This is a genomic window from Desulfonema magnum, from assembly GCF_017377395.1.
GTDB lineage: Bacteria > Desulfobacterota > Desulfobacteria > Desulfobacterales > 4be13 > Desulfonema_C > Desulfonema_C magnum.
The window spans coordinates 3,305,798-3,318,669 of the sequence record NZ_CP061800.1 but is presented as its reverse complement, the minus strand read 5'-3'; the positions used below and the strand labels follow the sequence as shown (position 1 = coordinate 3,318,669).

General features: G+C 43.4%; 11 protein-coding genes. 5 read left to right on the top strand and 6 right to left on the bottom strand.

Features of this window, described 5'->3' with window-relative positions; all coding sequences use genetic code 11:
- Positions 1-4: 4 nt before the first annotated feature.
- On the top strand, positions 5-457 hold the full coding sequence (locus tag dnm_RS13045) for a DUF8741 domain-containing protein (protein WP_492208005.1): 453 nt from the start codon (positions 5-7) through the stop codon (positions 455-457).
- Positions 458-647: 190 nt separating this feature from the next.
- Positions 648-1,454 carry a hypothetical protein gene (locus tag dnm_RS13040; protein WP_207683074.1) on the top strand — a complete coding sequence of 269 codons (807 nt, stop codon included), beginning with the start codon at positions 648-650 and terminating at the stop codon, positions 1,452-1,454.
- A gap of 342 nt (positions 1,455-1,796) precedes the next feature.
- On the opposite strand, the gene dnm_RS13035 is transcribed toward dnm_RS13040, so the two are convergent.
- From dnm_RS13035 to dnm_RS13010, 6 genes are all read right to left on the bottom strand, one after another.
- Entirely contained in the window at positions 1,797-2,534 is a 738-nt protein-coding gene (locus dnm_RS13035; RefSeq protein ID WP_207683073.1) for a LutC/YkgG family protein, read from the bottom strand.
- Between the two features lie 57 nt (positions 2,535-2,591).
- The gene (locus tag dnm_RS13030) at positions 2,592-2,744 is read right to left on the bottom strand and encodes a hypothetical protein (RefSeq protein WP_207683072.1); all 153 of its coding nucleotides are present in this window, start codon (positions 2,742-2,744) and stop codon (positions 2,592-2,594) included.
- Between the two features lie 329 nt (positions 2,745-3,073).
- On the bottom strand, positions 3,074-5,695 hold the full coding sequence (locus dnm_RS13025) for a bacteriohemerythrin (RefSeq protein WP_207683071.1): 2,622 nt from the start codon (positions 5,693-5,695) through the stop codon (positions 3,074-3,076).
- Between the two features lie 779 nt (positions 5,696-6,474).
- The gene (locus dnm_RS13020) at positions 6,475-7,662 is read right to left on the bottom strand and encodes a DNA-methyltransferase (protein ID WP_207683070.1); all 1,188 of its coding nucleotides are present in this window, start codon (positions 7,660-7,662) and stop codon (positions 6,475-6,477) included.
- A gap of 69 nt (positions 7,663-7,731) precedes the next feature.
- Positions 7,732-8,862: a nuclease-related domain-containing protein gene (locus dnm_RS13015; protein ID WP_207683069.1), complete on the bottom strand. Its 1,131-nt coding sequence runs from the start codon at positions 8,860-8,862 to the stop codon at positions 7,732-7,734.
- Between the two features lie 70 nt (positions 8,863-8,932).
- Positions 8,933-9,076, bottom strand: coding sequence for a hypothetical protein (locus tag dnm_RS13010; RefSeq protein ID WP_207683068.1), 144 nt, complete (start codon positions 9,074-9,076; stop codon positions 8,933-8,935).
- A 409-nt stretch (positions 9,077-9,485) separates the two neighbouring features.
- Between dnm_RS13010 and dnm_RS13005 the strand changes: the two genes are divergently transcribed.
- The 3 genes from dnm_RS13005 (at position 9,486) to dnm_RS12995 (ending at position 12,810) form a co-directional block, all read left to right on the top strand.
- Entirely contained in the window at positions 9,486-10,280 is a 795-nt protein-coding gene (locus dnm_RS13005; protein ID WP_207683067.1) for a YkgJ family cysteine cluster protein, read from the top strand.
- A 259-nt stretch (positions 10,281-10,539) separates the two neighbouring features.
- Complete coding sequence (locus tag dnm_RS13000; protein WP_207683066.1) at positions 10,540-11,868, top strand: acetyl ornithine aminotransferase family protein; 1,329 nt, start codon at positions 10,540-10,542, stop codon at positions 11,866-11,868.
- Between the two features lie 30 nt (positions 11,869-11,898).
- Positions 11,899-12,810, top strand: coding sequence for a M28 family peptidase (locus dnm_RS12995; protein WP_207683065.1), 912 nt, complete (start codon positions 11,899-11,901; stop codon positions 12,808-12,810).
- The last annotated feature ends 62 nt before the right edge of the window (positions 12,811-12,872 follow it).

Sequence of the window (12,872 nt, the reverse complement as noted above, 5' to 3'; positions counted from 1 at the left end):
TGAGATACCTGAAAAACGCTGCGGCGTTATCCGAACCGGACTTGTGGAACGTCGCGCCACTCTCTTGCTTGTCCGGTTTCGATATCATATCATCACAAAGACCGGGGATGGAGAAACGCATCTGATAGCGGAAGATTGCCAGGTGCTTGGCTTTGCCGGTTCACCTGCCAGCACCGAATGGACGGATGCGGACATTGTGGAGAAACTGATCCGGGCAAAGCCGGAAGCCAATGTTTCCAGAGATCAGGCGGTCCATTTTCTGAACAAACTGATTGACAGTTTTGAGATGCTCTGGTATTCTTTGACAGAAGCAGCGGAGGAGAAGAATGGCAAAAAGTTGCTCAGGGCACATGCCCGGGTAAGAAAAGCATCACAAGGAAGAGGTGTTCAGTACCAGGTGAAACCCCATCTTCCTCCGGATGTGCTGAGGGCTTATGTCTATTTGCCATTGAAATAAGCTGATTATAACGGATTTAGGGGAGGGCTGACCAGCATATGCATCAGGCTAAGATTACAACCTACTGTTTTTATTAACTCTGATTTTGCCGGACGGGGTTTGCAACCCCGTCCGGAATATTTTCCGGATCGCCGCCCGCAAACGTTTCGGACGGGGTTGCAAACCCCGTCCGGCAGCCATGTTGACCCGGATGGCGAATCTTGTCATCCGGACAGCGGAACAGACGGGATTTCCGTGTTATGTGACTCTTGACGCCTGCTTTTCCACAGGACCCGCTTTTCTGACCTTCGGGGAAGCCGTCAACGACAACGGCGAACAGTCTGTTCATCTTATCACCCGTGCGAAGAACAATTATGTGGGATACCTTGTTCCCGAAGACAGTTCGGAGAAGACATTCCGGGAAAAAGACAAGGTGAGCCTCATAAAAGTTTTCGATTTCTCCGAGCGGTTCGGAGAAACAGAAGTGATGATCTCCGGAAACCTCGGAACCGTCAGATATTTTACATGGGATCTTTTGTGGAAACCGGTCGGAGACATCATCCGTTTTGTTTTTGTCATCGACGGAGACGACCGTTACATACTGATGTGTTCCGATCTGACACTCCCGGCCGGACAGATTGTCACGATTTATTGCTATCGTCCCAAGGTGGAAAGCATGTTTCGGACGCTGAAGCATCTCATCGGGGGATTTTGCTACCATTTTCGGACGAAAGCCTTTCCCGATGTCGGCAGGGGTGAGGATGTCCGATACTGTCGTCCTGATGAAAATGAAAGAAAAAAATTTGATCTCACTCTCGAAGCCATCGAACGTTTTGTCAATCTTTCCGGAATCGCCCTCGGACTTCTTCAGTATCTTTCCCTGACCCGGGGTTCCGAGGTGTTGGGAAAATATGAAGGCTGGCTGAGAACAGCCTCCTCCGACTGTCCCTCGGAGGGGCGTTGTGCGGAGTGTCATTCAGGCGGAATTTCTGTCCTCTCTCGGCAAAGTTCCGGCTGACCGAACTTTGCGGATGATCCGGGGAAGAGGTCGTGAGACTTCGTCCGACATTGCCGCATGAGACTATATATATAGGTATAAACATATTGCTGTCCGGTTACGAATTACTCAGTTTACTAGCTAAAACTTTCTACTGTACAGGCATTAAAATATCAGCAAAATGAGACAATTTTTTCGAAAAATCCGGTCATCAGTTTTTTCTTCGCAGCCTCTTATAAATTATGCAGATAAATTTTCAGCCGGATTTCACATCCCACCCCTCAAAACTTATTTGGTCGGACTCTACGTTCCGGGTATTAAAATGATTTCCCGGAAATCGAAACAGAAATTTGCAATTGCCAGTCAGCCCGTAATCACATAAATATAAACCTCCCGGGGGCCATGGACGCCATGAACCAGCGTCGCCTCAATATCTGCTGTCTTACTTGGCCCGGTAATAAACGTCATGCAGTTGGTCAGCCCCTCTGCCTTTTCGTCGGGATGCCATTTCAGAAGGGCATAAAGCTCTTTCATGTCAGCAATGATTTGTCTGAGTTCTGTCACAGCAACATGAACCGAAGGCAGGAGCGAAACAGAACGCGCCTGTCCCGGTCTGGTTTTCATTACCAGCGTGGCTGTTTCAGCCATACAATAATCAGCCGACGTTATCCCAATACAAGCCGAGTTCCGAGTTTCCAGTTTCCAGCTTCCAGTTTCCACCAGCACATTTTGCTCGGCCAATGCCTCAGCCAGGTTCAATTTTCTGATCAGCGGGTGATCCCAGGCAATCACATTTTTCAGGGTTCCCCATTCAGGTTCTTTCTCCCGCACAAGCCCAGCGATGGCCGCGGTCACCATTTCCGTATTTTTCTGCGGTATGACATTCAAATTCAGAGGGGCTGCTGCTTTGATCAGATGATTCAGGAGTTCTCTCCTGTCTTTATCTGTTCGGTTTTCAATTTTTTCGAGGAGCCTGTCAGACACATGTCTGCGAGGATGAAATTTTTTATTAAAATCACTCTGGCTTCGCTTTTCACAACGAGGATGCCCCAGGGCTGTTCTCACCTTATGAATAAATTGTTTTTGTCCGTCAGTATTCATGGTAGTTTATTTACATTTGTATCACTCGATGCTCAAATTTTTCTGATTATAACGGATTTAGGGAAGGCCGACCAAGCCCTGTAAGGGCGGCATATTTGTAGTAGCAGTGGCAGGTTTGCAGCCCCCGCCAAGCCCCAATGCTGTTGACTTAGGCAATTCCGAACAGGTCAGGAGTGCAAAAATTATATTTCTGCGCCTGCGAAAAAGCATTTTTCGCACTCCGGAAAAAACACCGGAAAACCCGCTTACGCTTAAGTCAACAGTATTGCCGCCAAGCCCCGTGGGGGCGGCATATTTGAATAGTCTCGAATATGCCGCCCCGACGGGGCTTTACCGGCTTGCATGATGTATGCTACAAATATGCCGCCCCGACGGGGCTTTACAGGCATCCCCAAAATCCGTTATAATCAGAAATTTTTTGACCCGGTTCGGATAAAAAGTCTGTCATTCCTGCGAAAGCAGGAATGACAAAAAAAATTTGAACATCAAGTAACAGGATGGAAACTCTTTCTTAAAATCCCTGTATTGAAAAAAAAATATTATAACAGTCCTTTTTTATTAAGAAAATGGCCATAATTCCTATCCAGTGTAAGAATATCGGTGATGATCCATCTCTTAAAAAAATCTAAAAACGCCTCGTTTATTTCAGAACCATTTTTCTTAAACTGCTCCTGAATTTCCAAAAGCTCATTGAGAATAAGCTCATGCTTCTTTCGGTGACTTTCATACCCCGGATAGTCCTGCGCTTTCATCAGGGCTTCTTCTTCGGTGTTATGAAACTCAATGGAACCACGCAAAACATTCAGCGCATCCTCCAAAACCGGCTTTTCCTTTTTATTACTAATGGCCTCATAAACCTTGTTCGCCTTTTCAAAAACCTCTTTGTGCTGATTATCCATCTTCCGGACATTGATGTTGTATTCCTCCCTCCAGTGAAAAGGCGGAATACCTGTCACCTCCGGCTTCAATATCAGCCGCATTCGTTTCTGAAAGGTTTCAAAGAGTTTCCAGCGAACAACAGGAATATCAAGAAGCACATCTCCCGGAATCTTATAAAGTTCCGTGGGTTTTACCGCCCGAACCTGAAACAGGGTCGTTGTCCCGAAAAGGACACATTCTTCTCCGAAAAAATGGCCCGGAGTCAGGGTTTCAAATACATCGTCATCAATGTATCTTTCCAGCTTCCCGCGTTTGACCAGAAATATGGCCGACTGAATTTCAGTCGGAAGCACCTGGCCCGCGGAATAATGCTGAAAATACATAGACTGGGCAAGCTTGTTTTGTATGGGATAAGACACCACCTCACCGAACAGCCAGGTTTTTTGCAAAAATTCCCGATTATCCTGAAGCCGTTTGATATTGGCGTACAATTTGTTCCGATTCACAAATTTGAAATACAGGCTGCGAGGCAGTCGCAATGCCTGGACAAAATTGGTGGCACGGTAAGTTCCCAGTGACGGGACTTTGTCCAAAGCGGACATTTCTCCCACCAGCGCACCGGCTGAGAGGATGTTATGCACCCCCAGCTCGGTCTGAATCAGTTCCACATTTCCTGTCAGTATCAGATAAACTTCGTCACTGATCACACCGCTTTTTAAAAGAATGGATTCCGGATTGAACGTATCCATCTGGTTATTCAGCAAAATTCTTAATTCATGGATAGGAGCGGAAGGGAAATAGGACTTCAGGAACTCAAGTGCGTAAAAGTGCAGATAATTCTGGGAAGTCGGAATTAAAACATCCACCATGCCAAAGGGCGCGCCCGAACCGATTTCTTTTTGTGTGTTGGTCAGGTCCGACGAGGTATGCGATAAAATAATTTTTTCCGACGGATCATGTTTAAAATCGTCGGCATTACCGTGAATCAGTCCGCCGCCCACATCAATCTTTTTAATATGAACCTTTGTGAGATATTCTTTTTTCACCCGGTCATAATATGCCTGGGACAGGCCGATTTGCGAATCATCATCCGTGACCATGCCTTGGAGGACGTTCAGAGCGACAATATCTGCAAAATGAGCATAAGAGCGGTATCCGTCCTCCCACAATGTTCGGAAAAAAAGAATGCTGGTTTCCACCGGATGCGGTGAAAATACCGGCTTCACCTCCAATCCGTTAATATTATTCCACATATCAAATTCAAGATCATAGACTTCAAAATAGTCAAACAAATTTTTTTCTTCTATGGACATGAGGGCGGAGAGTTTTTTAGCCACAGATGCCCGGACCAGAGGCGTGGCATAATATTTGATCTGATGATCGGCTCTCATAAGTGTTGTAAAACCGGCAAAATGATCATCATGTGCATGCGTGTGAAATATTCCCTCAATTTCATTCACGCCAATTCCCAGGGCCGTAAGGCTGTATAAGACATTGGGGCCGGCATCAATTAAGTATATTTTCCCCTGGAACATCAGGATGCTGGACATACACGGACTGTTCACATTCCATCCGTCGCCTTCCCCGGAATGAATCACTGCAAAGTATTCCCGTTTAATATGATGAAATCCCAGCGGATACGGGGCCTGATAGCTTTCATGGGGGGCCAGGTTCAGATCAACAACAGTTGTGTCGCCTTTATATTCAAATTCAAACACATTCAGGCGGATACGACGAACAAAGACCCCGTCTCTGATTTCAACAGATTCGCTTTCAACAACCCGGGTGTCCAGAAGCTGCTCCGCGGGGCTGATTTTTCCAAAAGCAAATTTCAACTTCAGACGCATCATTTCATGCGCTGTTTCCGAAGATATCCTGCCGATCTCCATGATCTCTTCTTCGGAAACCAGGCCGTAATTCCCCCGGTAAATGTATTCCATCTGCGCTTCCACCTGCTCTGCCAAGCCGATAAGCATAGGCTTGATCCCCGTATTATTGGGATGGTTTGGCAAAATCATTCCCTGCAAATACAGCATCTGCAATACAGGAAATTCCGCCAGATTGGCAAAACTTCCGTTCTGCACCAGCACATCTGAAAGCAACACAGCGTTGGGACCGGTTTGGAAGGTGACACCTTCCGCTTCTTTGGTCAGAATTAATCCCCGTTTCATCAGATGTTTCACGCTGTCTGCGGGGCAGCCGCACAATACATAAAGTTGAACTTCCGGAACTTCTACCCAGAATACACCTGTGGCAACTTGAATTTTTCCTAATTTTGGCATGATAAACCTTTCAGGGAAGTCCACGCGCCTTTAGCCGTGGGAGGAATTGAAAACTCGCCAACAAACCGCACGCCCGTCTGTTTTTAACAGCGGGTAACTGACGCCATTGGTTGATGAAATTATTAAGGTACATGTTAAGACTAAACCCTCCATGAAAAGAAACTAAGTTTTTTAAAAAACTTAGTTTCTGAGGCGGTCTGTTTTCATGAGAGGTTGTTATTAAAGGGTGGGCAAAGTCGCATTGCTCACATATTTTTGTTATTATTTTTCAGAATAGCCATGGCATTCCTGATAACTTATACAAAAAAGCTTCAGGGCGTTCAAGTAAAAACTCCTTTTGGGTCGGATTGCTAAGACTCGATGATCAAGTTTTTTTGTTGTCATTCCTGCGAAAGCAGGAATCCACTGCTCCCGGAACCGGGACATCAGAAAAAAACAGATTCCTGCTTTCGCAGGAATGACAAGCTTTTTGTTCGAATCGGATCAAAAAAACTTAATTATCGAGTAAAAAGTATCGGTAGTGTTCTAAAAATGGAGCTAAACTTTATAACTCTCTGAATCAATTATGTAAATATTGGGACAAGTCCAGTTTTAGAACACCACCAAAGTATCCTCTGCATGGGAAAAATTGACATCCGGATTTATCTTATCACGAGCAGAACCGGATTAGCATTCTGTATTTCTTATTAAGTGTAAAAAAACAGTTTGTTATGAATAATCAGCAGATCGAAAAGTTTCCAGGCTGTGTGCGGGATAAAACATAGCTCTGATTCGTTTCTCTATTCAAGGTTGAAGTTTAATTGATAACTTACAGATTCACTATTGATCCAATTGATTGAAGAAACATCCGTATTTTGCCATTTATCTATATTATTTTTAATATACTGAATATATTCCGAGTTGATTTCAAAAAGCACAAATCTTCGTTTAAGGTTGGAAGCTGCTTTGCCCACGGTTCCTGTCCCTGCAAAAGGATCCAAAATGACATCATTTATAAACGAATAATAAGTTATTACTTTTTCAGCTAATTCAACAGGAAATACTGCCGGGTGAGCTTTGTTATGGGCCGGGTGAATTTTCCAGATATTTGTCACTTCGTATCCGTCCTGAACCTTTGACTGTCTGACAATTTCTTTATCAGGATGTTTTCTGATATGCCAGTCTATCAGCTTATCTGTTTTTTTTCTGTAAACTAACAAATATTCTGTGACCGGAACGGGTTTGTATTGCAAAGGATTTCTGTCCGCGGAAAACCGTCTTCCTCTTCCGGTTGCCCATCCTGCCCCTTCGGGTTTTACCCAGATAATATCATCAATAAATTCATATCCTTCTTCAATGAAAAGCCGATGAAAGTCAAAAGGGACGGCAATTCTTTTGGAAGACTCGCTGCGACTTGCCCTTCTCACCAGAACCGGAGAAATATTGAGTACAAAAAACCGGCCCTCGTTCAGCACGCGATGGCACTGATGTATTATTTTCCGCATTTTCAATAAATATTCTTCATAAGTTATAAAATCAGAATATTCAGGGCGGGCATTATAATAGGGCGGGGATGTGAAAATAAGATCAACAGATTCCAAAGGGGTTTCTGTCAGAAGTGCTTCGCTGTCACCTAAGCCAATTGTATTTCTTAAATTTGAAATTTTGGGAATATCGTTTGTCCGCTTTTTTCTTTTTCCCGTTTTTCTTCCAAGCAGTCTGGATTCCAGCACCTTTTTTTGTGTGGTTTTTTTCTCTGAAACAAGGCTTGAAAAAGCATCAATTACAATTTCCCCTATGTTGGTTTTATTCTGGCTGACCAATGGCACACGCCAGCAGTGATAACGATCATCAATTTCCGGCAGTCCAAAGCGAACCACTTTTGACAATTCAATATTTTTTAAGTATTCTGATGCGATTTTCTTGGCATCATCAACAAGTTTGACTCGGTAATTTCGTTTTTCAGCTACGATACTTTTTTTGGTCATGTTTTTTTTATTTGATTGTTGTTGCTTATGTTGGATTCTCGAATTCAGCTTGTTACGATCCGCACAAGGTCAGGTATTAGTTTTACCCTTCTGAATGGTTTGTTTTATAATATGAATTGCCTGATTACGGCCTATGCCCAATTTCTGAGACAATTTCATTAACCTGCTCGTCTTTTGTTTGTTATTCAGAGTGTTGTCGCTGAACAACATATGCTTTGTTACAAAATGAAACTGTGCATTTGCTTTCTTCTGGATTATTTCTTCTTGCTGTCGGGCAGCTACTTCTAATTTATGAATTTTATCTTTATAGTTCTGAATCTCAATACTTATCTGATGAGCTTCTTTGTCTGATCCTTCGTTATCCTGCCTGAACTGAATGAGTAACTTATCTTTTTCCTGAATTTCACTGTTCATCTGCTCTTTATTTTGTCTGAGTTGCAGAATCAGTTCGTCCTGTTCCTGAATTTTCTTATTCAATAATTCAGCAGCTTCTTCGAGTTCAACGATTTTTTCATCCTTGGTTTGAAGAATTCTGAGCAGTCCGTCCGCGCTTTGTCTGAGTTGTTCTTCTAACTTATGAATCTCTGCCGAAGGAGTGATATTTTTCGGCTTTTTTAATGATAACAGTTCAGTGGCAATAAATCTCAGTTCGTCATCTGAGAAATTCATCCACTTATTCGTTTCAAATCCTATTATTCTGTCAAGTTCATTCAGTCCGCACAGCCTGAACCACCAACTGTCTTTTGAAATTTTATTAACTGTGTCATTATGAAGTGACGGACTGACAGCGACAAAGCCTTTTACATACCAAAAAGGTCTGTCATTCTGAGCCGTTCTCAGACAGCGAAATCTGTCTCTGTTCTCCTTTAGTAATTCAAACCACCTGATACGATATTGTCTGATCTGGTTAAACGGATTCAGCCCGTTACTGCCTATCTTGTGTCCCCTGTCAGTTATCCAGTCTTTGTTTTCATAGGCTTTGAAGGGATCTTTACACTCTTTCAACTCAATAACAACAATAGCGTCTTTTTTTAAAACAGTTAAATCAACCTGCCGACCACCGATTACATAATTAGCCAGAATCAGGCAGAGAGTATCTGTGTCACCAAAACGCACTCCCATATTATTCACAAAGCGGTGTAATGCCTCACGTTCATAAGAGGTATCAAATTCATTACAGATACAAAGTTCAACGCTCATTATATTTTTTTAAGTCACTATCGTTCTTATTTGTTTTTAAGATCAGGGGATTCGACGATCCCTTTCAACCTCACTCTGTCCAAGCTTCAGGTACAAAGATGACATTCCATTTCTCAAATATTTTCTTGAGTTCACCTGATTCGGACAAGTCTGCCCCTCTTTTATCACAGACCTCGGTCAGCTTTTCCGATTTTTCAGTTTTCAAGAAACGCATCAATAAAAAATCTTATTTTCAGCTTTGCTGAATAACTGTCATAAAATGAGTGTGACACCACTGTTTGGCTTATAATTTATAATAAAATATAGCAAAAATCATATTTAAAGACAAGCGTTGTTTTTTTATGCCTTTGTTTTCAAAAATGTTTTACAAGCAAGAATTGCATTCTTTTTTCTTCATTGGAAAGAGAGATATAAAGCGTTAATTTATATGTGTCAATGCCGAAGAAAGTCTTACAATCCATATGGTCCGGATATCTGCCATCAAAAAAATCTTGTATATCAGAGACAAAAGGTGTATTGACAGAGGCAGTCGCAGACAACATTATTTTTGTTTTAAAGTTTTGTATTTCAGTAAATTCAATCTGCTGAAATTTTGGCACTGTTTTTAAATGCAAAGGAAAAAAATGACCGAATCAGATAAAATGGCCGGTATTGATCCGGTAAGGCTTAGTCTTGACAGTAAATTTAACTTTGAATGTCATCCCGGAGTAAAATGTTTCACCAAATGTTGCAGAGGCATTAATATCATCTTAACGCCATATGATATTGTCCTGCTGAAAAACCGGCTGCAACTGTCGTCAGAGGAGTTTCTGGCCCTATATACGGAACCGCAGCTATTAGAGAAAACGGATCTGCCGGTGATTACATTAAAGCTTCTGGATGATGACCAGAAATCATGCCCTTTTGTCCGGGATGACGGATGTATTCTTTACACGGACAGACCCACCGCATGCCGTTATTATCCTGTGGGAACAGCCTCTCTGATGCACAAAGAAGGAGCGGATGATGATGGCTTCTATTTTTTTGTGAACGAGCCTCACTGTCTTGGTTTTGAAGAAAAAAAAGAGTGGACCATTCGTGAATGGCGCGAAGACCAGGGCGTTGATATCCGCGACCAAGTGAATGCCGAATGGACGGACCTGATCGTAAGAAAAAGATCGTTTCCGCCAAATATCAAGCTTACAGAACAAAGCAAAAAAATGTTTTTTCTGGCAAGTTACAATATTGATAAATTCAAGGAGTTTGTGTTTAACAGCACCTTCTTAAAAAGATATGATATTGATAGTGAGACGGTTGAAAAAATCAGACAGGATGAAGTTGAACTTTTAAAATTCGGCATTAACTGGCTGCAAAGTATTCTTTTTAATAATGGGAATTTTAAAATAAATAACAGCAGTCCTGAATCTCCTGATTCCTGATTCAATATAAAAAAAAAATGCTCCCGCCGGATTGACAAATTCGGCGGGTCAGCTCCGCTAACCACTCCTACAAAGCGGACCAGACACAACATAACCCATCAGATGCTTCTGCATGATTGCCTTACTTATTAATAAACTGAGGGGTTATTAAAACTGAGGATGGTACCGCACGGTGGGGTTCTGTTGTGTCTCACCCACCCTGCAAAGTTAATTCTTCAATTTCCCAATCCGTTGTCACATTTCAGAAAGGAGTATCAGAATGAAATTTCCCGATATTAAGACATCGCTTCCGGGGCCCAGGGCCTCAGCACTGATTGATACGGACAATGCGCATGTGTCCCCCTCATATACCCGGGGCTATCCGCTTGTCGCAGAAAAGGCGCAGGGACTGTGGATTCATGATCCTGATGGCAATACCTTTTTGGATTTCACATCAGGGATTGCTGTCTGTGCAACCGGGCATTGTCACCCCCGGGTCGTCAGCGCCATCAAAAAGCAGGCTGACAATCTGCTGCATATGTCCGGGACGGATTTTTATTATACCCCGCAGATTGCTTTGGCAAAAAAACTCGCCAGTCTGGTTCCGGGCGACGGGAATAACAAGGTTTATTTTGGAAACTCCGGGGCCGAGGCAGTGGAGGCAGCTTTCAAGCTTGCCCGCTGGAAAACAAAGCGGGAACTGAATATTGCCTTTTTTGGGGCATTTCATGGCCGGACAATGGGCGCGCTCTCTCTGACCGCCAGCAAGGTGATCCAGAAAAAGCATTATAATCCGCTGATTCCCGGAATCACCCATATCCCTTACGCATATTGCTACCGATGTCCTTACAATATGAGTTATCCCGGGTGCGGAACAGAATGTGTGCGATGGGTTGAGGAGTCACTTTTCCGTACCACCATGCCCCCGGAGGAAGTGGCAGCCATTTTTGTGGAACCGATTCAGGGAGAGGGCGGATATATTGTGCCGCCGCCTGAGTTCCATATTGAACTGCATAAGCTGGCAAAGAAATACGGTATTCTCTATGTGGCGGATGAAGTGCAGTCCGGCATGGGCCGCACAGGGAAAATGTTTGCCATGGAACATTTTCGCGTATCGCCGGATATCATGTCTCTGGCAAAAGGCATTGCATCGGGTATGCCCCTTGGTGCCATGGTGGCAAGGTCTGATATCATGGTATGGGAGGCCGGTTCCCACGCCTCGACGTTTGGGGGCAATCCGGTTTCATGCAGTGCGGCACTGGCAACCATTGAACTGTTAGAGGCGGAGCTGATGGAAAATGCCAGGAAACAGGGCGAATATTTAATGTCAAAGCTGCGGGAGATGCAAAAAACCGCAGAAAGCATTGGTGATGTCCGCGGCAAAGGGCTGATGGTGGGGGTTGAGCTGGTAAAAGACCGTGAAACCAAAGCGCAGGCCACTGATTTACGGAATGAACTCATCCAAAAAGCATTTAAAAAGGGACTGCTTCTCCTCGGATGCGGCCAGAACACCATTCGCTTTTGTCCGGCCCTCACGGTGACAAAAGAAGAGATAGATGTGTGTCTGTCTGTGTTTGAAGAATCATTGAAAGATGCTGTCAGTGGTTAAACACTTCTTGAACTGAGAACCGGATTCATAATGATAGTAAAAAAATCATCACAATCGGACAAGGGGGAACCGCTTACAGATATTTACGATATTATCAGTCAGGTTTCAGTTGATTATCTCACATATCTGATTGAAAAAGTATCTGTTCCGAGACATTATATTGCTGAAAAAGAGAATAACAAAAGAATTGCGCTTTGGATAAAAAAACAATTCATGTCTTACGGATATGAGGTATTCTTTCAAGGCAGGTATGACAATATTGTTGCAATTCCCCCTGGAAAATCGGAAAAACCTTATCTGATTGCCGCAACGCATTATGACACAGTACCTCGGTCACCTGGTGCGGATGATAATGGCAGCGGCATAGCCGTACTGCTTACCTGTGCAAAGATATTTTCAGAAGGCGGAATGCCCAAATCAGCAATGTTTGTCATCTTCAACCGTGAAGAAGACGGTCTCCTCGGAAGCAGCGATTTTGTTGAGCGATATGTAAAAAATAATGAAATAAAAATTTCCGAAGCAAATGTTTTGGAAATGGTAGGGTATTGCTCTTATGAACCCGGTTCTCAGAAATTCCCGGACGGTCTCCCTGTGAAACTGCCGGACACAGGCGATTTTCTCGGAATTATCGGAAATAAGACATCCAATAAAATCACAGAAATGCTTTTGAAACATGCGGCAACCTATCTTGATGATTTTCCGGTAATGGGTCTGAAGGTTTATTTCGGTCTGGAAAGATTTTTTCCTCTTCTTCGGAGGAGTGATCATTCTCCTTTCTGGGAAGCCGGAATACCTGCCCTGATGTGGACAGACACGGCAGAGTTCAGAAATGAAAATTACCATAGCAGTCATGATACGCCAGATACTTTGAATTATGAATTTATGAGAAAAGTGGCGCAGCTGCTGCTGATAAGAATTCTGACGCATGAAAAACTGCTTTAAAATAATATTCTGACTCTCCGGAGTGCAAAAGCTTTGCACTCCGGAGAGTGCCGGTATCTCAG